Here is a 22,743-nt window from a genome sequence, read left to right on the forward strand (position 1 = left end):
ATGTCATACGAGATAATACAACAGCAACTAGATAAAAGTTGGCGGCTTTTTGATTCAGAACGAATTAATTTCTTATGTGAAGTGATGACTTGGTTATCACATCCTGATAAGGATATACGCATCATCCAGATTGCTGGAACTAACGGCAAAGGATCGACTGGTGCGATGCTACGCGAAATTATTTTAGCTAGCGGTGAAACAGTCGGTCATTTTACTAGTCCAGCTGTTTTTAATGATTGTGAACAAATCTGGTTGAATGGGAATTTTGTTTCTCAAGAAGCGTGGGTAACAGCTTATGAAGACCTTAATCATCAATTAACGCAACATAATTTGACGATTGCAAATTTGTCTTATTTTGAAGTGTGGACCATCGTTGCTTTACTAATTTTTCGACAAAATAAGGTGACTTATGCCATTATCGAAGCGGGCTTGGGTGGCAGAGATGATGCAACGCACATGATTTCGTACGGGGATATTGTTGCTTATACTGAAATTGGATTGGATCATCAAAATATCCTTGGTCATAACATTGAATCAATTGCACAGAATAAAGCTGATTTAATCACAGGTGGCACGTTAGTTGTGAGTGATTTAGAACAAGTGTCAGCAGTTACCAAAATATTAAAACGAACGGCTAAACGTGAAGGGGCACATTGGTTTGAACAACATGATACGATTAGCATCCAATCTGAGACAGTCAATGGCCTATGTCTTGTGATTAACCAGCAACGATATCAACTTGGATTAAATGGGGCATTTCAGCGACGAAATGCCGCTGTCGTTTGGCAAGTTTTATCGGCACTAGAATTACGTTATCAGGTTTCGTTTAATATTGCAGCTAGACAAAAAGGATTAGCAAATTCTTTTATGGTCGGTCGCATGCAAGTCGATACGACAAACCGACTAGTTTGGGATGGGGCACATAATATTGACGCCGTTCGTGCCCTGCTTGAAACTGTTAAGGTATGGCAATTATCAACACGCCCAATTTTGATACTGGGTGTACTGTCTGATAAAAACTATGATGATATGTTAGCATATTTGTTACCAGTTTTCTCTGAGATAATAGCAGTTACCCCTGATAATCCGCGTGCACTAGCAGCAGAAGATTTAGCTGATAGCATAAAAAAATTAGCGCCGAATATGATTGTTACGCCAGTTGCAAGCCAAGAAGCATTAGCTCTAGCACAACAAAAGCAAGGAAAAAATCAGTATATTATGATTACTGGGTCATTTTATACATTACGTTCAGTGGGGGAACACTATGCTTAAAAAAATGGTTGTTGCGTCAAATAATTCAGCAAAAACAAGAGAAATTCAGCGTGTTTTTGCTGAATTTGGTATTCAAGTGATAAACTATCGTGAGTTAATTTCGGAAAAAATTTTTCCGACTGAAACAGCAACGGATCAATACCAAAATGCGCTTGCAAAGGCACAATTTATTCGTCAGTTCTTACCAGATTCTGCCATTTTAGCAGATGATACAGCTGCTTATTTTAAGGCTTTTCCAAATAGATTTGGTTTGACGATTGCCCGAGAACTGAAGTCGCTAGGGTTAAAAACAATCCGTGAAGAAGATGCATATTTATTAAGTTTGTACCATGATAATATGGATCGACATGCTTATTTAGAAGCGCTATTCGTCTTAGTCATGCCTGATGGGAGCGTTTATCATAGTATCGGACGTGGTGGTGTAACACTGGCGCAATCTGAACGTGGGGCATATTCAGTCGGTTTTGATACACTTTTTGAGTCTGAAAATGGGAAAACTTTTGCAGAAATGCAGATGTCAGAACGTGTCAATTACTCACACCGTGGTCGTGCAGCAAAAATGTTATTGGAGAAAATAGCCAATGAAGATTGAAGTGTGTCAGCCAGAATCGCCAGTTTTAGCTAATATGCAACAGCAAGGGGAGGGTGTCCAAGTAGTTTTTGATGAGATACCCGAGTCGTTGATGGTTCTGTTATCAGAGCTAAATGCTGTGGCAATTAGCCCGTTGGTATATTGGGTAACACGTGGTGCAGCACGCGAGTTGCAACAACGTTTTGATGTGCCAACATTAGCACAATGGCTAAATCAAAATGATTATATTTGGCAAGTTAATCAGCATAAATTACATGATGAACAGGGTATTGTTTATGCTGTTCTTAATGTCAGTCCAGAGTCTTTTTACAACGGTGACAACGTTGCAGATAATGAAACGATGATTCAACGTGCGGGATTATTATTAGCTGAAGGGGCAGATGTCATTGAAGTTGGTGGGCAAACGACAAAACCAGGTTATATTGAATCTGGACTTGAGCTATCACCAATAGCTGAAATTGAACGTGTTGCACCGATTATTTTAGGCATCAAAGCAGCATTTCCAAATGCTTTAGTTGCCATTGATACCTATAAGTATGAAGTCATGGTAAAAGCTGTTGCACTAGGCGTTGACATTGTTAATGATGTGAATGGCTTTACGGATGACCCACGTAAGTTAGCGCTATTATCAAAAACATCGGTTGGACTACTGACAATGTGGAACCCACGCGTTGAGAAGGTGACACATTTAAGGCAGGAAATGCATGATTGGTTTGCTACGAATATACGTACTTTGGTAGAAGCTGGTATTTCGCGACAACGTATTGCGCTTGACCCTGGTGTGGGTTATTCGCAAAATGCTGAGGTTGATCAAGATTTAGCTATGATGAATACTATTAGCCACCTTCAATTGTTTCGGCGACCAATTATGACAGCCGTAGCGAATAAAGGATGGGCCAAGTTTTTGTTAGAATTACCAAAGGGTGAGCGTGCTGATGTGTCGCTGATTGCCGCCAATGAAATGTTTCATCGTGGTGCACGTATACTGCGTGTTCATGATGCGAAGTCAGCTTTTCAAATGACACGTGTTGTGAGAGCCATTGAAAAAAGTTTTTGGACACATTAAAAGCTTGCGATTAATCTTTAAATAGTATACAATGAAGTAGACCAACTGGGTAGTATCTATCTACCTACCCGCCGTTAACTTTTACGAGTTAACGGCGTTTTTTTATGTCAAAAATAGAAAATGATAAAAATGTAATGTTAGCGCTTCCAAAATATGTTGACTAGATGTTTTTTTCATGATAAAGTGTAGATAAGTTAAATATCTGGTATGTAACTGAGAAATTCAGGCATGGCCGAATTGATGAAATGACTAAGTAGTGATTACTAAGTTGTTTTATGGATTCGGCTTTTTATTTGACCTTGATCACGTCAAATAAAAATAATCAATTTGGAGGCAGAAAATGGCAATAGATCAGAATAAACTAGCAAGTGACATACTTCTTGCAGTTGGTGGACAGGCGAATGTTGAAGATTTGGTACATTGTTCGACACGCTTACGTTTTACATTAAGAGATGACAGTATTGTTGACAAAGAAAAAATTAAATCATTAACTGGTGTTTTAGGTTTAGCACAAACCGGTGGTCAGACTCAAGTAGTTATTGGTAATGATGTTGCTGATACCTATAACGCTGTGAAAAAACTGTTATCTGAAAGTAATAATGATAACCTAACAGCCACAGGAACTAAGCAAAACAAAAAATTATCTGCTATTGTGCTTGATTTTATTATTGGAATTTTTCAACCACTAATTCCAGCGATTGCAGGTGGTGGTATTTTAAAGTCATTTTTAATGTTAGCTAATATGTTAGGCTTAATGAGTGACACGACACAAACCTATAAAATTCTTTATTTTGTTGGTGACGCACCATTGTACTTTTTACCGTTATTAGTAGCAATTACAACAGCTAATAAACTAAAAGTGAATCCTTTAGTAGCCGTTTCAGCAGTTGCAGCATTGCTTACCCCAAATCTCGCAACGATGTTAGCTAGTAGCGGGGGTGGACATCTCTTCTCGTTTGGTATTAAAAACATTACATACGCATACCAAGTGTTCCCAGCAATCTTAGCTATCTTGGTTTATGCGCAGTTAGAAAAATACCTCACCAAAGTAACACCTAAAGTTATTAGAGGCTTCTTTGTACCAATGGTTAGTTTATTGATTGTTGTCCCCTTAACACTACTCGTTTTGGGACCAATTGGTTATACTTTTGGGCAAGGGTTTGCAGCTGTTATTCTATTTATTTTCTCAAAATTTGGTTGGATTGCTGTGGCTATATTAGCGGCTGTATTACCATTCATGGTTGTCACAGGCATGCATAAGGCAATGATTCCCTATGTGGTCACCTCGCTTGGTCAAACTGGTAAAGAAGTGATTTATAATGCTGCTTCACTGGCACATAATATCTCCGAAGCTGGTGGTTCATTCGCTGTTGCTTTAAGAACAAAAGATAAGGGGCTTAAGGCGACTGCTTTATCAGCTGGTATATCAGCACTGTTTGGTATCACAGAACCAGCTATTTACGGTGTAACTATTTTGCATAAGCGTGTACTATATGGTGTAATGCTTGGTAGTTTTATTGGTGGCGCTTCATTGGGATTAATGGGTGTTGAGGCATATGTCGCAGTTGGGCCTGGTTTAGCCAGTTTATCAATGTTTATTTCTAAAACTTTACCAAACAACCTCTTGTTTGCCGTTATTGGTTTAATTGTTTCTTTCATTGCTTCATTTACTGCTGTAGCAATATTATGGCAAGATCCTGTTAATCAAAAAGACGCATTATTATCTGAAAACGAAGCGCCCACTAACCGTAGTGTGATTTTGCCATCACCTATGGCGGGGAAAATCATACCACTTTCATCTGTTAATGATGCTGTTTTTTCGAATAAAACATTAGGAGATGGTGTTGCGATTATACCTTCGGAGGGGAAACTATATGCACCAACTGATGGTCTTATTGAGATGGTTTACAACACAAATCATGCTATTGGTATGAAAACAAGCGAAGGAGATGAAATCTTGTTTCATATTGGTATAGATACCGTTAATTTGAAAGGCCAGTTCTTTGATGTTGCTGTTACAGCTGGTCAGAAAGTCAAACAGGGTGATTTGTTAGTTCGTTTTAACCGTGAAGGTATTAAAGCGGCTGGGTTTGACGATACAACAATGATAATCATTACAAACCCTCAGGGTGCATCATTGCAACTAAGCAAGGATGCAAAAAAATCAACAAAATCAAAGAACCATGATAATGTAAAAGGATTGGAGACAGTTTAATGAGTTTTAAAGCAGATTTTTTATGGGGTGGCGCTATTGCGGCAAATCAAGTCGAAGGTGCTTGGCGTGAAGGTGGGAAAGGCATATCTGTCGCAGATGTTGCTAAATTTAAACCCCATTTGGATGTCAGTGATTATGCAGGCCATAACACGGTGACATATGAGGATATTATACAAGCTGAAAAGTCTAGCGACGAAACTTATTATCCCAAACGTCGAGGAATAGATTTTTACCATCATTATGAGGATGATATCGCGCTATTTGCTGAGATGGGATTTAAAACGTTACGTATTTCCATCGCTTGGACACGTTTATTTCCAACAGGCGAAGAAATTGAGCCTAATCCTCAAGGTGTGGCTTATTATCAATCAGTGTTTAAGGCATTAAAAAAGCATCATATCGAACCTATTGTGACTTTATCACATTATGAAATGCCATTATATTTAAGTAAAAAATATCACGGTTGGTTAGATCGTCGGTTGATTGATTTCTTTGTGACATATGCGCAAGCAGCTTTTGAATCTTTTGGCGAGTACGTTAAATATTGGTTGACCTTTAATGAAATTGATAGTGTCGGTAGGCATCCATTTATCACCGCGGGATTAATACCCGATCAAATACCTGATGATAATTTAGAATCAGCTGTCTATCAGTCGTTACATCATCAATATGTTGCGGCAGCTAAAGCTACAACATTATTGCACCAAATGAGTCCAAGTAGTCGGATGGGCTCGATGTTGACAAAATTAACGACCTATCCAAACACAGCTAATCCAGATGATGTCCTACTTGCTTTACAGCGTAACCTAGACAATTATGCGCCAGCAGATGTTCAAGTATTTGGCACCTACCCACTACTGTATGAACGTTACTTAAAAAATAAAGGGATTGAAATTAAAAAGGGCAAAGATGATGATGCCGTTTTAAAAAAAGGGACAGCAGATTATCTTGCTTTCAGCTATTATATGTCAAGAACCGAATCTGCCGACCCAACAAAGGAAAAGGCAGCTGGTAACACGATTATGAGCGTCAAAAATCCTTACTTAGCTTCAACTGAATGGGGGTGGCAGATAGACCCAGTTGGCTTAGAAATTTCACTATTAGAACTTTACGATCGATACCGTGTACCATTGATTGTGGTTGAAAATGGCATGGGCGCAACTGATAAAACTAATGTCGATGGCACAATTAATGATGATTATCGCATTAACTATTTAAAAGCACATATTGCAGCGATGTCGCGTGCCGTATCTCAAGGAGTGGATTTGTTTGGTTTCACGAGTTGGGCGCCAATTGATAGTATCAGTGTTTCCACGTCTCAAATGTCGAAACGGTATGGTTTCATATATGTTGATCAAGATGATTATGGTAAGGGTACGCGCAAGCGTTCAAAAAAGGCGTCATTTTATTGGTATAAAAAGGTTATTGCATCAAACGGTGCGGACCTAGATTAGGGGTTAAGCTGATGCTGGTAAAAAAATCATTAAATGCCAATGCGGTTATTGCTGTAGATAACCAGCAACAAGAGTTTATTCTATTTGGAAAAGGCATCGGGTACGGTAAAAAAAATGGGGACAAAGTGGACTAATCTATTGTCAACCAAACATTTATGCCGTTAAACAATACGGAAATAAAAGAGTATGTTCAGCTCTTAGAAGCAATTCCAATTACAATTTTAGATGCGACCCGGCGTATTGTATCTGAGGCAGAAAAACGGCTCAATACCAAGCTTAACCCAATGCTATACATCATGCTAAGTGATCATCTTAATTTTGCGATTGAAAGAGCAATGACGGGCATAAATATTACCAACCGTGCATTTTGGGAAATGAAAAACTATTACCCTGAAGAATTTGATTTAGGTCTTTTTGCTTTACAAGTTATAGAAAAACAAATGAACATTGTCTTACCAGAAGAAGAAGCTGCTAATATTGCTTTTCACCTTATCAATGCGCAAACAGCAGAGGGTATTAAAAAAGATGGTTTGAATTACGCCAATTTAATTTCAAGTATGACAACTATTTTAAGACATAGTATGGGGCAAAATATTGATATTGAAAGTGTTCATTATCAACGCTTTATTACACATTTAAAATTCTTTGCGGAACGTTTTTTTGCCGATAAGATGCTCATTGATGATAACAGTAAACTATTTGAAACTGTGGCCACTGCTTATCCAAAGGCAACGGAAGTTGCTTTTACAATAAAAGATTATCTAACAACAGTTTACGATAAGAAAATGACAAAAGAAGAACTCACTTTTTTGATTGTCCATATTAATCGATTACGTAATGCACAAGAAATAGATTTGAAAAATAAAAAATAATATTTAAAAAGACGTGTTGACTTTAGCGATACGTCTTTTAAATTAGACATTTGAAGCCTAATATGAAAATAAGTTATAATGGACTTATTCGTACGATAAAAGCTGAATGACAATTAATTAATCACTTCTAGAAAGAAAAATAAATAATGACTAGCGTAACCGATTTAATAAATTATGATATAACTGATACCGATTTAGCTAAGCAGGTAGCCAAGCACTTGACAATAGGTGTTAAGCAAACAACTGCGACGCTAGAATTTTTGCGTGATGGTGCAACAGTACCATTCATTTCACGATATCGCAAAGAAATGACGGGTGGCCTTGATGAAGTCCAAATTCATGACGTTCAAGTCACAGCACGCCATATAAAGGATCTAACTGATCGCAAGAAGACAGTGTTGAAAGCCATTGCCACACAACAAAAATTGACAGCAACCTTACAAGCGGCTATTATCACAGCAGCAACCCTGCAAGATGTTGAAGACTTATATTTACCATATAAACAAAAAAAGCGTACAAAAGCCATGATTGCCAGAGAAAATGGGTTACAGCCACTAGCTGATTTTGTCCTGACACATTTATCTGAAGAAATACCAACAGAAGCATATATTAATGACGCGTTGGCTGATGCTGCTACTGTCTTGGCTGGCTTACATGAAATAATAGCCGAGCAAATTGGTGAAAAAGCCATCTATCGTCAGTGGTTGCGTGAGCGTATGCAGCGTGATGGTTTTTTAACTGTTACAGTTAAACGTGACGGTGAAGAGAAAGATGAACAAGGTGTTTATGCGCAGTACTATGATTATAGTGAATCATTAAAATCACTCCAAACGAATACTTTTCGTATTTTAGCTGTGAACCGCGGTGAAAAAGATGGTGTTTTAAGTGTAAAAATTGATTTTTCTGAAGAGCGTATGCGTCACTTTATACAAATTAAGGAGCGCAACGGGCAAGGCGACAGTGGTGAAGGGTATCAAGTATTACTTTCAGCAATTGACGATGCTTACAAACGTTTTATCCAACCGGCAGTCGCGCGTGAATTACGTCAAGAGTTAACAGTGTTGGCTCAAGGACAAGCAATTAAGGTTTTTGGGGACAACTTATATCATTTACTGATGCAAGCACCACTGAAAAATAAAATTGTTATGGGATTTGATCCCGGATTTAGGACTGGTTCCAAATTAGCGATTATTGATGCAAATGGCCGTTTTTTAAAAAAAGAAGTTATTTATCCACATAAGCCAGCTAGTGAAAAGCAGCGACAAGAAGCAGCCAAGCGTTTTCAAAGTTTGATACACGAGTTTGATGTGGCATTAGTTGCAATTGGCAATGGCACAGCTTCTCGAGAGTCGCAGGAATTTGTGGCTAATAACTTACCAAGTGGCGTGCAATACAGTATTGTCAATGAAGCTGGGGCTTCTGTTTATTCTGCTTCTGAAGAAGCACGCTCAGAATTCCCACAGCTTCATGTTGAAGAACGATCGGCTATATCGATTGGTCGGCGTATACAAGACCCTTTGGCTGAATTGATTAAAATTGATCCAAAGTCAGTTGGTGTTGGACAGTATCAACACGATTTGAATACTAAAATGCTTGATGAACAAGTAGGCCAAGTTGTTGAGAAAGCGGTCAATCAAGTTGGTGTCAATTTAAATACGGCTAGCGCACCATTATTAACACATATTGCTGGTCTCAATACAACCTTAGCACAAAATATTGTAGACTATCGTGATAATAATGGCGTGTTCACATCACGTATTGATTTGAAAAAGGTACCTCGACTTGGACCTAAAGCTTATGAACAAGCCGCTGGCTTTTTACGTATTTTAGATGGTAAAAATATCTTAGATAATACAGATATCCATCCAGAAAGTTATACTGCTGCTAAAAAATTATTAGACCTCGCAGATATTAAAGCACAGCAATTAGCGACGGCCCCTGCAAATGAACGTTTGATGCGCTATGACAATCAAATGACAGCAAATCAACTAGGTATCGGTATAGAAACACTACATGATATTGTTGGCAGCCTAAAAAAGCCGGGCCGTGATGGGCGTTCAGAAATGGTGGGCGCTTTATTAAAATCTGATGTATTGCATATTGAAGATTTGCAACCAGGCATGAAATTACAAGGCACAGTTCGTAACGTTGTTGATTTTGGTGTCTTCGTTGACTTGGGAGTGAAGCATGATGGCTTAGTCCATATATCTCGGCTAGTTAAACGCCGCGTTAAGCACCCGTCTGAGATTGTTTCAGTTGGAGATATTGTTAACGTTTGGGTTGTTGAAGTTGATCAAAAAAGGCAACGTATTGGGTTGACAATGATCGCCCCAGAGGAGAAAGTATGATAATAACCTATGCTTCAGAAGAAGATCAACAGGCTATTTTAGATCTGGAACAGGTCATTTTTAATGATATGGAACTAGCAGTTTACGATGAACTAACGGTTACTGAGGTTCAAAATGCTTGGCAAATTGCCGTTAGGCAATCTGATAAAAGCCGTTATCATTATAGTCGCGCCATAGTTGCCAAGGATAATGAGGGCTTGCTGTTAGGCGTCTTATTTGGTTATCCCGACACCGATGAGCCTATTTTAGATGAGGCAGTTCAAAACGTTTTGGCTGACAAGTATAGCTATCATCGTTGGTTGTTTAGTGACTCTGAAGTTTTTGAGAATGAATGGTATATCGATTCTATCGTTGTTGCATCATATGCGCGAGGCCAGGGTATTGGTAAAGCGTTAATTGCCGCAGCCAGTAATCATGCGCAACAGAAAGGCCATCAACTGATTGGCTTGAATGTTGATGACAGTAATCCTAGGGCACAAAAATTGTATGAACGTTCAGGATTTAAAGCAGTTGGTCGTTTAAGAATAGGTGCACATGCTTATACACATATGCAAAAACAATTATAAAAAGCAGGGCTACCTTTAATCTGGCAGACCTGCTTTTTTGGACGTTAAAATAGTATAAATTTTTTCTTTGGACGTAAGTAAGAAAAGCCTTCGCCCAACTGTTCCTGTGTAGCAAAAATGGACACAAAAGCTTTAGGATCAATTTCTTCAATAATATGTTGCACTGTATTAACTTCAGACGGGTCGACAACTGCGTATACAACGCGTTGTTCGCGATGAGAGTATCCACCTTCGGATTTTAGTAAACTCGTGCCGCGCTCAAGTTCATCCATGATGGCATGTGAAATTTCTTCGGGATAATCAGTAAAAATCATAAATGACCTTGCAGCATAGGCGCCTTGTTGTGTTAAACCAACAACTTGTGCGAAAACAAACGAAGCAATTAGGGTGTACATCATATGCACAATATCAATGTAGACTAATGATAGTAACAACACAACCGCATCTAAAGCAAACATTGTACGTCCAATTTGGATACCGAATTTTTGCTCCATGATACGCGCAACGACGTCCGTACCACCGGACGTGCCACCGAAACGAAAGACTATACCTAAGCCGATACCGGCAATTAAACCAGCTAACAGACCGGCGATTAGCATATCTTGATGAAGCGCTGGCGGCATGGGTATCATTTGCCAAACATAAAGCCATATGGACAACGATGAAATTCCCCAAATTGTATAAATCAGTGAGCGACGACCTAATACCCGATACCCTAATATAAGCAGTGGGATATTTAAAATCAAATTGGTATAAGCAGGATTCCATTGAAATAAGGCACGTAAAATCAAAGTAATACCAGAAATACCGCCTTCTGCAAGACGGTTAGGGATATTAATGTTGATCAGCGCCCAACCGTAGAAGCCCGTACCAATGGCAATCATGAGTATATCTTTTATTGCGATACGTGCTAAGTTTGTGTTCTTCATACGCAGTAATTCTCCTAGAAAGCATTACCTTAATCTTATCATAAAAACTATTGGCAGTATTAAGTTGTTATTTGGTATAATAGTAGAAACTGAGAGGTGTATTTATGACAGATAATAATTATCATCGCCCAAAATTCCGTCAAAAGCGTCATCGCGTTCGCAATACTTTTATAGGTGTTGCGGCGTTACTTATTATAAGTTTAGTTGTTTTCATTATTGTTGGTTATACTTCTTCTCCCAAAACGACTGCACCAATCGTTCAAAAATCGGTCCAGAGTAAGACCATTGATGAGACGATTGATTCGGGCAGTAGCCAGAACAGCCAATCAGCAGAAAGTAGTCAGCCAGCATCGTCTAGCCGGTCGGAGTCATCGGCAAGCAGTTCAAGTCACCAAAATGCTTCAAGTCGTCAAGATAAGCAAGATGACAGTATTAAGGAATCAGCACAATTAAAAGGTAAATCAATTTCTGAAGCCATTAATTGGGCTAAAGCCCATGGCCGTTACTACTCATGGTCGATTACTTCGGGCGGCCAAGATGCTATTGTAACAAGTGTTCATGATGACGGACATAATATTAGCTTTGTGGCATCTGCTAAATAAAGAACAAGGAATATATTGATATGCCAGATAAAATTTTAACAATTGCTGGCTCCGATTCACTGAGTGGTGGCGGGATTCAAGCTGATTTAGCAACATTTTCAGAGTATGGTTATTTTGGTTTAGCAGTAACAACTGCCATTGTTACCGTGACGACTAAAGACTTTCAGGTTTTTCCAATAGCACCGCATATTATTGCTGAACAACTTAATTCTGTTTTGGCTTTAGACGATATTCGAGCTATTAAGATTGGCTTTTTGCCTACTGTAGCCAGTATTGAGATTGTTGCTGAACATCTTCAGCACATTAAAAATATACCAATTATTGTTGATCCAGTGATGGCCTTTAAAGAAACACAGATAGTTGACACGCATTTTTTAGCCAAAGCACTCACTGAAAAAATATTACCATTTGCGACGATATTGACACCTAATCTCAAGGAGGCTGAAATATTGTCTGGTCATGATATCAGTGATGTGAATGACATGAGAAATGCTGCGAAAGAAATATTTCAGCTAGGGCCAACATATGTTGTTATTAAAGGTGGCAGTCAAATTTTAGGAAATCAGGCCGTAGATGTTCTTTATGATGGGCACCAGTTTAGTCTATTTAAACAAGACAAGATAGTAAGAAGCCAGCCTTATCATAGTGGTGCTGGATGTAGCTTATCAGCAAGTTTGGCTGCCAATCTGAGTCAAAATAATGTGACTGTTAATCTGGCGCTATCAGACGCAAAAGATTTTGTTTGGCAGGGTATTAAACATGGTGTTAAGTTGAATAATCAATTTGATTTTGGTAATGTTTGGCAAGGCGCACGGAGGTCTTTGTGATGGGACAAAAACATCAAACTAGGTGGTTAGCAATTATAGCTGTGATTATTGCTTTTAATGTGGCACTTTCTTATGTGGTTAAAATTCCAGTGCCAGCAACGAATGGTTTTGTCAACTTAGTCGAAGCAGGTATTTTTGTTGCGGCTATGTTAGGCGGGGCTAAAAGTGGTATGATTGTTGGTGGTTTAAGTGGCCTGTTACTTGATTTGTTTGCTGGTTACCCACAGTGGATGTTTTTTTCTCTAATCATTCATGGACTTGAAGGTTTAGTTGTTGGTTATTTTGGTTTCCAAAAACAACTGTTAAGTCAAGTTGTTGGACTAGTTGTTGGTTCAAATATCATGGTGATTGGTTATATGTTAGCAGGCACGTTACTATATAACTGGACTGCCGGAGTTGCTTCGATTATTGGAAATGTCGTGCAAGCAGTTATGGGGTTAATTGTTGCCTTAATATTGATGCCTATTTTCAAGCGACTGCCGCAAATTAATTTAAAATGATAAAATTAAAAAAGCGACGGGTACGATTGCCTGTTGCTTTTTAATATGATGAGGTAGGTAGATTCAACATGCAGTATACTTTTACACGGCCATTAAAGTCTAATGATGAGCATTCGTTGTTAGTTATGCTTGATACTTATGCTATTAGTGCTTATTTTGAAACACCTAATCAAGACAAAAAGTTATTTGCTTATGGTGCAGAAAAAATCTCTAACGATTTTAACAATATTAATGGAGAAATTATATTTGGTGGACAACAGTTTAACCAAACTTATTTTAAAGACTCAGTTTTGATGAATGGCTTTTGGTTTTTACCAACCATATACGTTGAATTGACGGAGTCAAGTCTCACTTTTCATTCTGAGACCATAAATGATTTTGACAGCTGGCTAATCAAGACAAAACAGCTTCTCAAACAGCAGGTTAGCATACTTAATACAAAGGATGAAGAAGATTGGCCGACACGCACTCAAATGCTAATTACTGATTTAAATAGCGATGAAGAAGTAAAAAAAGTCGTTTTTGGTCGACAACGGCAAAATCAATTAAGTAGACCGCTATATGCTGCTAAGCTTATTATGGCATTGTCTGTGCAGCAAAATACATATCATGTTGTCTTGAAGAATCAGAACGAATTATTTGTGTCTGCCACACCAGAAAGATTGGTTAAGGTATCGTCAGGATATTTAGAAACAGCTGCCTTAGCTGGCACAATTAATCGTGGCCTAACACCATCTGAAGATCAGTTACTTGGTGAATCATTGTTAAGTAGTGTTAAAAACAGACAAGAACATGCCTATGTTGTTCATGAACTTAAGCAAAAACTTCAAACGATGACAACATGTTTAGATGTTCCGGAAACACCTATTCTGCTAAAAAATAAGCAGGTGCAACATTTATACACACCCATTAATGGCAAGTTAGCGCAATATGGTATCACTGATATCATGACAGCATTGCATCCCACACCCGCACTCGGGGGCGTGCCAAAAGCACTGGCGTTGGCTTATATTAACGCACACGAGAAACAGCCTCGTGGTCTATTTGCTTCACCAATTGGTTATTATACTGGCAGTGGTGATGGAGAATTTGCTGTTGGCATTCGGTCGATGCTAATCAACCAGACAACCAGAATAGCAACGTTATTTGCAGGTGCTGGCATAGTAGCTGATTCAATTGCAGAAGAGGAATACGAAGAAACAGGCTTAAAATTTGAGCCTATGCAACAATTACTAAAGGATTATAATCATGGTGAATGATACATTAACGATAAATACAAAACATTTACTATATGCTTTATATGCAAGTGGGGTCAAACATTTTGTTGTGTCACCGGGCTCAAGAACCACACCAATTGCGCTCATGTTAGCTGAATATGAACGTCAAAATTCAGAAATTGTGGTGTATATTGATGTCGATGAACGCTCAGCTGGCTTTTTTGCTTTGGGTATTGCCAAAACCAGACAAGAGCCAGTAGTAGTTTTGGGTACTTCAGGGACAGCCATTACAGAATATATGCCTGCCGTGGCCGAAGCCAAGGTCTCACATATACCATTAATCGTACTTTCTACTGATAGACCAGCTGAGTTACAAGATAATGGGGCGCCACAGACGTTGCCTCAACATCGCCTGTTTGGTGAATTAACGCCTTATTTTGTTTCTTTTACCTTGCAAGATGAGCATGAAGATAATACTGCATATATTGATTACATGACGCAAAAGCTTGTGCATTCGGCAATGGATACGGGACAACCACTACAAATTAATTTACCTTTGCGCAAACCGCTAATGCCTAAATTACATGATAGTCATGATGTGTCAATTACGCCATTGACATTTGAAAAAACTCACATTCATATATTACCAATAGTTATTAAACAAACACATGTTGTCATTCTTGCAGGACCCAATGAGGCGGCCGATTATAAAGATGAATTACTACAGTTTTCACGTGATCATCAGGTACCGGTTATCGCAGATATTTTAAGCCGAGCAAGAACAACAGATACAATTTTCGGCGTTGATTCATTGATTAAAGCACACTATTTAACAGATGAGTATCGCCCTGATTTAGTCATTCGTTTTGGTGGGACGCCAGTTTCAGCTCGCGTCTTGCAATGGTTACAACGAGAAAATATACCTGTTTGGCATGTTGATGGGCATGCTGGTAATGATCATTCAAGGCACGTGACGCGCGCTTTTCAAATGACGCCAACAGCATTTTTAACCCAGTTGGCATTGACTAACGATATGACATTTTATCAGCGATGGCAGCAGCTCAATGATATACCACGTCACGCTGTGGGTGAAGCAAGTGTTTCGTGTATGCTCAATCGCATATTGCCTGAAAATACAGCAGTATTCGTAGCAAATAGTATGGCTATTCGTGATATGGATGATGTATTTTCCGGAAGAACAACACAAAAAATTTATGCTAATCGTGGTGTTAATGGTATTGATGGGGTAGTTTCAACCGCATTAGGCATGAGCACAGTGAGCTCACAACGTAGTATTTTGTTGACCGGTGATTTAACGTTGTTTCATGATATGAATGGCTTAATGATGGCGAAAAAGTATCAATTGAATATTGATATTATTGTGATTAACAATAATGGTGGTTCAATTTTTTCTTTTTTACCGCAATCTCAGGCTGATGAGTACTTTGAAGACATGTTTGGGACACCTTTAGATCTTGATATGTCTAAAGTTGCTTATTTATATGACATGCCTTACATACAGTTGAAAGGGGCAGCAGCGTTGGGAGAATGTCTCTCTCATCAAGTACATGGCCCTAGATTAATAGAAATTAACTTTGATCGTCAAGAAAATGTTGCCAACCATCGTGAGTTATTGGAATTAAACCAACATGAATAAAATCCAGATAATACGTCACTATCCATATCAAATCCACTACCAAAAAAATAGTAATGTACCAAAACGCTGGTTACTGCTCCATGGCTTCATGGGCTCATGGCATGATTTTGATGATATTATCACGCAACTGCCTGGTGAAGTGTTGGCACTGAATTTGTTAGGCTTTGGTAATCAAGCACCTACCATAGACGATTGCCAGCGGTTTACAATGTCTGAACAGGTAAAAGATCTAACTATGATTTTAGATAAATATCAATGGTCGCAAGTGACTATTTTAGGTTACTCCATGGGTGGCAGGTTGGCGTTGGGGTTTGCTTTAACGCACCCCCAACGAGTGAGTCAATTGTTACTTGAAAGTACAACAGCAGGTATTGATTCAGTAACTGCTCGGCAACAAAGACAACAAGCAGATTTGACGAAAGCAACGTTAATATTGGACAACTTTGAGGCATTTGTTTTGAGATGGGAAAAGTTGCCTTTATTTAAAACACAGCAAGATATGCCTTTAGAAAGTAAACAGAAAATGCGACGACAACGTATGGCACAAAACCCCAAAAATGTTGCACAGGCTTTAATCTATATGGGTACTGGGTCACAACCTAATTATTGGCCATACTTGGATAAAATAGACTTTCCAACTACAGTTATTGTAGGAGAGCATGATCAAAAATTTAACCTAATAGGTGATAAAATGATGGCCTTAATACCCCAGGCAAAGAAAATAGTTATTGCTGGTGCTGGTCATAATGTTCATTTTGAACAGCCTAAAGCATTTATAGAGGCAATGCAGTATGTATAAGATAGCAAATCTAATATGGCTGCCGATTCAATTATCACTCAAGCAACCATTCAAAACAGCGCAACAATATACTACTAATCGTGAATTAACACTTATCAAATTAACTGTTGTCGATACCATAAGTCATCGTACCGCGGTTGGGATTGGTGAGGTGCAGTCGTTTACTGATTTTGGTTACGCGCTAGAAAATCAACGAACGAGCCGAGAAATAATCACATCAATAATCACGCCATTCATTAAAACAATAGCATTTCATACACCAATAGAATTTGCAGACCAACTTGCCAATCAAATCCCCCACGGCTCATTTGCTAAGGCTGGGGTGGAAATGGCTGTTTGGGATGCTATCGGTCAATTGACACAGCAGTCATTGAGAGAAATGGTTAATGGTATTAACCTGCAAGTACCGGTTGGCATCGCGCTTGGTGTTAATAGTAGCCCGACTGAGATAAAACAGGCGATGGTCGATGGCTATCGTCGAATTAAATTAAAAATTACACCAGAAGTATTAAGGCAATTAAAAGCACAACATTATTTTGAGCATTTTCCTGAGCAAAAATTTTCGCTCGATGCAAATGGCAGTTTTGCGCAGTCACCAAATGAGTTATTATACGACTTACCACAAAATATTTGTTTTATTGAGCAGCCATTTACAAGTCATGATTTTGTTCGGCATGCAGCTTTTCAGGCAAAAACAAAGCAAGTATTGAGTTTAGATGAAAGTATCAACAACTTAGATGATATTAAGACACTGATTGCCTTGCAAGCTGCACAAGCAGTGACGATTAAGCAAGGGAAAATTGGTGGTATTACCGCCGCTTTGCGTGCCATCAAACTTTGCCATCAAGCTGGCATAAGACCTTGGATTGGGGGCATGTTAAGTAGTAACATTGGCAGAGCCGTTGATTTAGCTCTGGCCAGTTTACCAGAAATCGCTTTTCCAAGTGACATTTCCGATAGTCAACGATATTTTGAACAAGATGTATCGGAAACATCTTTTACGCAAGAAAATGGCTTCATAGCCGTCCCTAATCAGCCTGGTATAGGCATTAAACTGTATCAAGAAATTGATGACAGGTTGGCTTTTTAAGTAATTTATGAGAATCAAACAATAAAACCAAGTAGCATGATATAATATTATTAAGGATTTTTAATTATGGATAGTTTAAATTTATCGCCTCGCCTAGCAATGGTCGCCCGCTTTGTCACGCCTGGTGCTCGGATTGCTGACATCGGCTCTGATCACGGCTATTTACCAGCACATCTTTTGCTCAATCAGAACATTACATATGCTGTTATTGGTGAAGTGGCATCGGGACCACTTGAAAATGCAAAGCATGAGCTTGACAGACGTCATTTAACCGCTTACACACAAGTGCGATTAGCCAATGGATTAGCCGCAATATTACCAGAAGATAACGTGACAGAAGTCACCATTGCTGGTATGGGCGGTATTTTAATTTCTGAAATTTTGTCAGCAGGATATCAGCGACATCAAAAATTCGAAAAACTGATTTTACAGCCAAATACTGATGAGCAGGTTCTGAGAACTTGGCTTGAGCAACATCATTACCAGATTACAGCCGAAGATATTGTTCAAGAGGGCAAGCATTTTTACGAGGTAATTGTAGCGCAACCAGGGGAACAAGTACTTTCAGAAACGGATAGATTATTTGGCCCACTGCTGAGAAAACAACAAGCACCGGCTTTTTTTGCTAAATGGCAAAAGGAGTTACAACGCATTGAAACCATATTTGATAATTTAGCAGCTGCTGATAAAGTTGAAACCTCTGCCTATCAAGAATGGCATATACGTTATACACAAATACAGGAGGTCTTATCGTGATTCAAGCACAAGATTTGATTGCTGCTATCGAAAAATTTGCCCCCAAAAAATTAGCAGAGTCTGGCGACCCAACAGGGTTACAAATTGGGGATCCCAATCAATCAATTTCGCGAGTGATGACAGCCTTGGATGTCAGACCAGAAGTTGTTCAGGAGGCAATTGCAAAAAATGTCGACTTTATATGGGCACATCATGAGGCAATGTTCTTTCCCGCTAAAAATTTAGATTTAAGCCAACCACAAAATAAGATGTATGCTGACCTGATTAATAATCACATTGTTGTTTATGCATCACACACCAATTTAGATAGTGCACAAGGTGGATTAAATGATTGGTTAGCTGAAACATTAGGCATAAAAAATGTGGTACCCTTAATACCTAATGATGATAAAGTGACTGGATTAGGACGGATTGGTGAATTAGACAAGGCACTATCAGTGAAGGCATTTGCAAAAACTATGAGTCAGTTATTTCAGGTTAAAACAGTTCGGGTCATCACAAAAGATTTGAACAAACCCGTAAAAAAAGTGGCGGTGCTTGGCGGTGACGGTGGTAAATGGTGGACAGTAGCACAACGTGCAGGCGCAGATGCTTACGTTACGGCAGATGTTTATTATCATACAGGACATGATATATTAGCTCATGACTTTACGGTTATCGATCCCGATCATCATATGGAAGCCATTGCTAACCGCTATATGGCAAAAAAAATCACAGCTTGGTTTGGGGATGAGTTAGTGGCCTTTGAAACGGGTATCAATACCGACCCTTATACCTATATTTAAATATTATGGGGACGTCCGGACATGTTGTCGACCAAAACTTGAAAGGATAAAGCATATTTAAGTGCGATACAAACTTATGACTTCAGAGAAATTTCCTAAATTAATTAATCGTTTTTTGAATTATGTTGCAGTAGATACACAATCAGACGAGCAGGCTAAAACCATCCCTTCCTCATCAAAAGAAGTAGCTTTTCTAGCCGATTTATCTGCGGAGCTTCAAGCAATTGGCTTGCAACATGTTCGTACGATGGCAGATGGTTATGTATTTGCTGAATTACCAAGTAACATTAACAATGACAAAGTGCCTACAATTGGATTTATTGCGCATGTAGATACAGCAGATTTTAACGGTAAAAATGTTAAACCACAAATTATTGAAAATTATGATGGCTTTTCAACAATTAAATTAGGACATAGTGGTTATGAACTCAGTCCTTCAGCCTTTCCCAATCTTAAAAAGTATACCGGACATACCTTGATTACGACTGACGGCACAACATTATTGGGCGCTGATGATAAGGCAGGTGTGGCAGAAATTATTACAGCTGCCGAGTATTTAGTAGCTCATCCAGAAATTAAGCACGGTAATCTCCGTTTTGCTTTTGGTCCGGATGAAGAAATTGGTATTGGTGCGGATCATTTTGACACGGAGACTTTTGGCGCAGACTTTGCTTATACAATTGATGGTGGGCCCGTTGGCGAACTAGAATGGGAAACTTTCTCTGCCGCCGGTGCAACTGTTACCATACAGGGGCGTAATGTTCATCCTGGCACAGCCAAAGATACGATGGTAAACGCGATACAAGTTGCCTTTGATTTTCATGCACAGTTACCGGAAAAGGAGCGCCCAGAACATACTAGTGGACGTGAAGGATTTTGGCATGTGATGTCAATTACAGGTAATCCAGAGACAGCTGAGTTACGTTATATTGTGCGCGATCATAACCGTGCTAAGTTTGAAGAACGCAAACAAAGAATGCTGCATATCGCTGAAAACTTGAATAAAGTCTTTGGTACAGAACGTGTGACAGTTTCACTTAATGATCAATACTATAATATGGGTGAGATACTTAAAGATGACATGCAATCTGTTAATTTGGCTGAGCGTGCAATGCAGGCTTTGAATATTGAGCCAATTATCGAACCAGTTCGTGGTGGCACTGATGGTTCTAAGATTACATTCCTGGGTCTCCCAACGCCAAATCTTTTTGCTGGTGGTGAAAACATGCACGGTCGCTTTGAGTTCATTTCAACAACTGTTATGACACAAGCAACCGAGACTATCTTGAAAATTATTGATATGGCACAAGACACAACACAAGTTGACTAATATGATATCTATCTTAGTAAGAGCTATTGTTTGAAGACGCAATAGTTCTTTTTTGGTACAATAAAGAGTAGAACATTTTTTGGGGGAATTTAGTATGAAGAAAAAAATACTAATGATATATCTTCCTATACTAGTAATTTTAATTGGGTTAGGATACTTTTGGTACCATTGGCAAACAAATGCCACAATACAACGTGCAACACCAAGACAAGCAGCAAAAGTAGCCAAGGTAAGCGCCGTTAATTTTGTGGCATTAGGGGACTCATTAACAGAAGGTATTGGCGACGATAAAAACGAGCAGGGTTATTCGGGACGAATTGCTCAAAAAGTTAAACAGACCTATGGTGTTTCAGTCACAATGCAAAATTTTGGTTTAGCTGGTGATCGTTCAGATCAGATAAGAAAGCGGCTGAATCAAAAAGGCAATATACAGGTCGCAGTACAACATGCTAATGCTATTATTTTAACGGTGGGGGGCAATGATTTACAACAATTACTGTTGCAAAACATGTTTTCCAAAACACCGGAAGATTTGACGAAAACTGTGGTAAGGGGTAAACAGGCATATCAAGGGAAACTCACATCATTATTTAGTGATATTCGTCGACTAAATGCGCAGGCCCCTATCTTTATTTTTGGAAATTATAATCCTTTATTTGTGCACTTTCCAAAACGTACAGACTTTAATCAAGATGTGATGCTTTTTAATGCGGTTAACCAGAAGGTTGCGCGACATGATAAAGCTAGTTATTATGTTGGGACATTTGATTTAACGTACGGTCAATATCAGACAAAAGCCGATAGAGAACGGTTAGTTGAAGAATTTGATAAATCAGATTTGGGGAATGCTGATTTTAAAGATATCCAAGCTGTCTTAGAAGACAAAAATAACGTGTCAAATCAATGGATTAGTACGATAGATAATTACCATCCTAATCATATCGGCTATAATTATATGGCCACACAACTTTTTGAATATTTGCGAAAGGAACAAGTCACATGGCTAACCAAACATTAACAAGGGGAAGTCAACCGCGTCAAAAAAAGTCACCATGGTTCTGGGCTTTTTGGACGCTATTAGGAATTATTATTATCACCTTGCTAGGCAGTGGTTTCGTGGCCACCCAAGCTGTTAAAGTGACAGATAGCCAATCAAAAATTGCTAGTACAGATGCCACATTTGACGTTACTTTGAATAAGAAGCAGGTTAATGCTTTAGTAGCATACTATCTTAATGATTCCCGCACATCAAACTATCAATTCCGGGTCGAAGATAATATTATGATGTATGGCAGTTCTAAATTTTTGGGGCAGACTTTTAAAATTGGGATGATCTTATCACCTGAGGTGACCAAAAACGGCAATATTATTTTAACAGCTAAAAAAATGGCCATTGGCAATTTACCATTACCTATCAGCACTGTGATGTCTTATGTTAAGACAAATTATCATGCACCTAAATTTGTCACTATCAATCCAAGTAAGCAACAAATATTTGTTGATATGACGAAATTGCCCGTTGTGAAGGGCATGTCATTTCGTGCTAAGATAATTGACCTTAAGACAGATCAATTTGTTTTTCAGGGAGGATTAGTTCATGATCAAAAGTGATCGATCATTTTATAACTGGCTGATGACGCAACGTAACCCAGTTGCAACAGATGATATACAGCAATTTGCTAACAATGCCTTTTTGGATTCTACTTTTCCAAAACAGAGTGTTGACTTTGATGATATTTCCAATTATTTAGAAGAAAACACAACCTACTTAATGAGTATGGTGACTTTTGATCAAGCATGGGAATTATTTCAAGCACAACGATAAAAAAGGAGTAACGTTGCCAGCATATATGGCAATATAAAAAA

Annotated in this window: 23 protein-coding genes; 22 read left to right on the forward strand and 1 reads right to left on the reverse strand. The window is 38.7% G+C overall.

The window, feature by feature from the left end; translation table 11 throughout:
* The 9 genes from FGL72_RS03210 to FGL72_RS03245 all read left to right on the forward strand — a co-directional run bounded on the left by FGL72_RS03210 (position 1) and on the right by FGL72_RS03245 (position 10,385).
* Complete coding sequence (locus FGL72_RS03210; RefSeq protein WP_085699194.1) at positions 1 to 1,272, forward strand: bifunctional folylpolyglutamate synthase/dihydrofolate synthase; 1,272 nt, start codon at positions 1 to 3, stop codon at positions 1,270 to 1,272.
* Positions 1,265 to 1,864 (forward strand): non-canonical purine NTP pyrophosphatase, encoded by a 600-nt coding sequence (locus FGL72_RS03215; protein ID WP_012305258.1) that lies wholly within the window; start codon positions 1,265 to 1,267, stop codon positions 1,862 to 1,864. Before FGL72_RS03210 ends, FGL72_RS03215 begins: the two co-directional genes overlap by 8 nt.
* A complete protein-coding gene (gene folP, locus FGL72_RS03220; RefSeq protein ID WP_085699192.1) occupies positions 1,854 to 2,930 on the forward strand; it encodes a dihydropteroate synthase in 1,077 nt (358 codons plus the stop codon). Before FGL72_RS03215 ends, folP begins: the two co-directional genes overlap by 11 nt.
* Before the next feature lie 340 nt (positions 2,931 to 3,270).
* On the forward strand, positions 3,271 to 5,145 hold the full coding sequence (locus FGL72_RS03225; RefSeq protein ID WP_133286137.1) for a beta-glucoside-specific PTS transporter subunit IIABC: 1,875 nt from the start codon (positions 3,271 to 3,273) through the stop codon (positions 5,143 to 5,145).
* Positions 5,145 to 6,599: a family 1 glycosylhydrolase gene (locus tag FGL72_RS03230; RefSeq protein WP_146992630.1), complete on the forward strand. Its 1,455-nt coding sequence runs from the start codon at positions 5,145 to 5,147 to the stop codon at positions 6,597 to 6,599. The genes FGL72_RS03225 and FGL72_RS03230 overlap by 1 nt, the downstream gene beginning before the upstream one ends.
* Before the next feature lie 11 nt (positions 6,600 to 6,610).
* The gene (locus FGL72_RS09840; protein ID WP_243130155.1) at positions 6,611 to 6,733 is read left to right on the forward strand and encodes a CAT RNA binding domain-containing protein; all 123 of its coding nucleotides are present in this window, start codon (positions 6,611 to 6,613) and stop codon (positions 6,731 to 6,733) included.
* Between the two features lie 21 nt (positions 6,734 to 6,754).
* Positions 6,755 to 7,471: a PRD domain-containing protein gene (locus FGL72_RS03235; protein ID WP_243130156.1), complete on the forward strand. Its 717-nt coding sequence runs from the start codon at positions 6,755 to 6,757 to the stop codon at positions 7,469 to 7,471.
* 146 nt (positions 7,472 to 7,617) lie between these two features.
* Complete coding sequence (locus FGL72_RS03240) at positions 7,618 to 9,819, forward strand: Tex family protein (RefSeq protein ID WP_146992632.1); 2,202 nt, start codon at positions 7,618 to 7,620, stop codon at positions 9,817 to 9,819.
* Entirely contained in the window at positions 9,816 to 10,385 is a 570-nt protein-coding gene (locus FGL72_RS03245; protein ID WP_085699182.1) for a GNAT family N-acetyltransferase, read from the forward strand. The genes FGL72_RS03240 and FGL72_RS03245 overlap by 4 nt, the downstream gene beginning before the upstream one ends.
* 44 nt (positions 10,386 to 10,429) lie before the next feature.
* Here FGL72_RS03245 and FGL72_RS03250 read toward each other — a convergent pair whose 3' ends face one another.
* The gene (locus FGL72_RS03250; protein WP_004900620.1) at positions 10,430 to 11,314 is read right to left on the reverse strand and encodes a YitT family protein; all 885 of its coding nucleotides are present in this window, start codon (positions 11,312 to 11,314) and stop codon (positions 10,430 to 10,432) included.
* Positions 11,315 to 11,418: 104 nt separating this feature from the next.
* On the opposite strand from FGL72_RS03250, the gene FGL72_RS03255 reads away from it, so the two are divergent.
* The 13 genes from FGL72_RS03255 to FGL72_RS03315 all read left to right on the forward strand — a co-directional run bounded on the left by FGL72_RS03255 (position 11,419) and on the right by FGL72_RS03315 (position 22,702).
* Positions 11,419 to 11,916, forward strand: coding sequence for a hypothetical protein (locus tag FGL72_RS03255; protein ID WP_085699180.1), 498 nt, complete (start codon positions 11,419 to 11,421; stop codon positions 11,914 to 11,916).
* Positions 11,917 to 11,936: 20 nt separating this feature from the next.
* Positions 11,937 to 12,743, forward strand: coding sequence for a bifunctional hydroxymethylpyrimidine kinase/phosphomethylpyrimidine kinase (locus FGL72_RS03260; RefSeq protein ID WP_085699178.1), 807 nt, complete (start codon positions 11,937 to 11,939; stop codon positions 12,741 to 12,743).
* Entirely contained in the window at positions 12,743 to 13,243 is a 501-nt protein-coding gene (locus FGL72_RS03265) for an ECF transporter S component (RefSeq protein WP_085699176.1), read from the forward strand. The genes FGL72_RS03260 and FGL72_RS03265 overlap by 1 nt, the downstream gene beginning before the upstream one ends.
* Positions 13,244 to 13,311: 68 nt before the next feature.
* Positions 13,312 to 14,502, forward strand: coding sequence for an isochorismate synthase (locus tag FGL72_RS03270; RefSeq protein ID WP_085699174.1), 1,191 nt, complete (start codon positions 13,312 to 13,314; stop codon positions 14,500 to 14,502).
* Positions 14,492 to 16,117 (forward strand): 2-succinyl-5-enolpyruvyl-6-hydroxy-3-cyclohexene-1-carboxylic-acid synthase, encoded by a 1,626-nt coding sequence (gene menD / locus FGL72_RS03275; protein WP_040176957.1) that lies wholly within the window; start codon positions 14,492 to 14,494, stop codon positions 16,115 to 16,117. Before FGL72_RS03270 ends, menD begins: the two co-directional genes overlap by 11 nt.
* On the forward strand, positions 16,110 to 16,916 hold the full coding sequence (menH, locus tag FGL72_RS03280) for a 2-succinyl-6-hydroxy-2,4-cyclohexadiene-1-carboxylate synthase (RefSeq protein WP_146992634.1): 807 nt from the start codon (positions 16,110 to 16,112) through the stop codon (positions 16,914 to 16,916). Before menD ends, menH begins: the two co-directional genes overlap by 8 nt.
* Positions 16,909 to 18,006: an o-succinylbenzoate synthase gene (menC, locus tag FGL72_RS03285; protein ID WP_004908724.1), complete on the forward strand. Its 1,098-nt coding sequence runs from the start codon at positions 16,909 to 16,911 to the stop codon at positions 18,004 to 18,006. Before menH ends, menC begins: the two co-directional genes overlap by 8 nt.
* Before the next feature lie 66 nt (positions 18,007 to 18,072).
* A complete protein-coding gene (locus FGL72_RS03290; protein ID WP_004900595.1) occupies positions 18,073 to 18,762 on the forward strand; it encodes a tRNA (adenine(22)-N(1))-methyltransferase in 690 nt (229 codons plus the stop codon).
* Complete coding sequence (locus tag FGL72_RS03295) at positions 18,759 to 19,547, forward strand: Nif3-like dinuclear metal center hexameric protein (protein ID WP_004908723.1); 789 nt, start codon at positions 18,759 to 18,761, stop codon at positions 19,545 to 19,547. The genes FGL72_RS03290 and FGL72_RS03295 overlap by 4 nt, the downstream gene beginning before the upstream one ends.
* Before the next feature lie 76 nt (positions 19,548 to 19,623).
* Positions 19,624 to 20,877: a peptidase T gene (gene pepT, locus FGL72_RS03300; RefSeq protein WP_085699170.1), complete on the forward strand. Its 1,254-nt coding sequence runs from the start codon at positions 19,624 to 19,626 to the stop codon at positions 20,875 to 20,877.
* Between the two features lie 94 nt (positions 20,878 to 20,971).
* The gene (locus FGL72_RS03305; protein ID WP_004905210.1) at positions 20,972 to 21,895 is read left to right on the forward strand and encodes a GDSL-type esterase/lipase family protein; all 924 of its coding nucleotides are present in this window, start codon (positions 20,972 to 20,974) and stop codon (positions 21,893 to 21,895) included.
* A complete protein-coding gene (locus FGL72_RS03310; protein WP_004900585.1) occupies positions 21,877 to 22,488 on the forward strand; it encodes a YpmS family protein in 612 nt (203 codons plus the stop codon). Before FGL72_RS03305 ends, FGL72_RS03310 begins: the two co-directional genes overlap by 19 nt.
* Positions 22,475 to 22,702, forward strand: coding sequence for a YozE family protein (locus FGL72_RS03315; protein ID WP_004900582.1), 228 nt, complete (start codon positions 22,475 to 22,477; stop codon positions 22,700 to 22,702). The genes FGL72_RS03310 and FGL72_RS03315 overlap by 14 nt, the downstream gene beginning before the upstream one ends.
* Positions 22,703 to 22,743: the final 41 nt, after the last annotated feature.

Source organism: Leuconostoc citreum (genome assembly GCF_007954785.1).
GTDB lineage: Bacteria > Bacillota > Bacilli > Lactobacillales > Lactobacillaceae > Leuconostoc > Leuconostoc citreum.

Excerpts from the sequence above, each read along its gene's own strand:
- FGL72_RS03210 (WP_085699194.1), top strand. The coding sequence starts at position 1 with ATGTCATACGAGATAATACAACAGCAACTAGATAAAAGTTGGCGGCTT.
- FGL72_RS03215 (WP_012305258.1), top strand. The coding sequence starts at position 1,265 with ATGCTTAAAAAAATGGTTGTTGCGTCAAATAATTCAGCAAAAACAAGA.
- folP (WP_085699192.1), top strand. The coding sequence starts at position 1,854 with ATGAAGATTGAAGTGTGTCAGCCAGAATCGCCAGTTTTAGCTAATATG.
- FGL72_RS03225 (WP_133286137.1), top strand. The coding sequence starts at position 3,271 with ATGGCAATAGATCAGAATAAACTAGCAAGTGACATACTTCTTGCAGTT.
- FGL72_RS03230 (WP_146992630.1), top strand. The coding sequence starts at position 5,145 with ATGAGTTTTAAAGCAGATTTTTTATGGGGTGGCGCTATTGCGGCAAAT.
- FGL72_RS09840 (WP_243130155.1), top strand. The coding sequence starts at position 6,611 with ATGCTGGTAAAAAAATCATTAAATGCCAATGCGGTTATTGCTGTAGAT.
- FGL72_RS03235 (WP_243130156.1), top strand. The coding sequence starts at position 6,755 with ATGCCGTTAAACAATACGGAAATAAAAGAGTATGTTCAGCTCTTAGAA.
- FGL72_RS03240 (WP_146992632.1), top strand. The coding sequence starts at position 7,618 with ATGACTAGCGTAACCGATTTAATAAATTATGATATAACTGATACCGAT.
- FGL72_RS03245 (WP_085699182.1), top strand. The coding sequence starts at position 9,816 with ATGATAATAACCTATGCTTCAGAAGAAGATCAACAGGCTATTTTAGAT.
- FGL72_RS03250 (WP_004900620.1), bottom strand. The coding sequence starts at position 11,314 with ATGAAGAACACAAACTTAGCACGTATCGCAATAAAAGATATACTCATG.
- FGL72_RS03255 (WP_085699180.1), top strand. The coding sequence starts at position 11,419 with ATGACAGATAATAATTATCATCGCCCAAAATTCCGTCAAAAGCGTCAT.
- FGL72_RS03260 (WP_085699178.1), top strand. The coding sequence starts at position 11,937 with ATGCCAGATAAAATTTTAACAATTGCTGGCTCCGATTCACTGAGTGGT.
- FGL72_RS03265 (WP_085699176.1), top strand. The coding sequence starts at position 12,743 with ATGGGACAAAAACATCAAACTAGGTGGTTAGCAATTATAGCTGTGATT.
- FGL72_RS03270 (WP_085699174.1), top strand. The coding sequence starts at position 13,312 with ATGCAGTATACTTTTACACGGCCATTAAAGTCTAATGATGAGCATTCG.
- menD (WP_040176957.1), top strand. The coding sequence starts at position 14,492 with ATGGTGAATGATACATTAACGATAAATACAAAACATTTACTATATGCT.
- menH (WP_146992634.1), top strand. The coding sequence starts at position 16,110 with ATGAATAAAATCCAGATAATACGTCACTATCCATATCAAATCCACTAC.
- menC (WP_004908724.1), top strand. The coding sequence starts at position 16,909 with ATGTATAAGATAGCAAATCTAATATGGCTGCCGATTCAATTATCACTC.
- FGL72_RS03290 (WP_004900595.1), top strand. The coding sequence starts at position 18,073 with ATGGATAGTTTAAATTTATCGCCTCGCCTAGCAATGGTCGCCCGCTTT.
- pepT (WP_085699170.1), top strand. The coding sequence starts at position 19,624 with ATGACTTCAGAGAAATTTCCTAAATTAATTAATCGTTTTTTGAATTAT.
- FGL72_RS03305 (WP_004905210.1), top strand. The coding sequence starts at position 20,972 with ATGAAGAAAAAAATACTAATGATATATCTTCCTATACTAGTAATTTTA.
- FGL72_RS03310 (WP_004900585.1), top strand. The coding sequence starts at position 21,877 with ATGGCTAACCAAACATTAACAAGGGGAAGTCAACCGCGTCAAAAAAAG.
- FGL72_RS03315 (WP_004900582.1), top strand. The coding sequence starts at position 22,475 with ATGATCAAAAGTGATCGATCATTTTATAACTGGCTGATGACGCAACGT.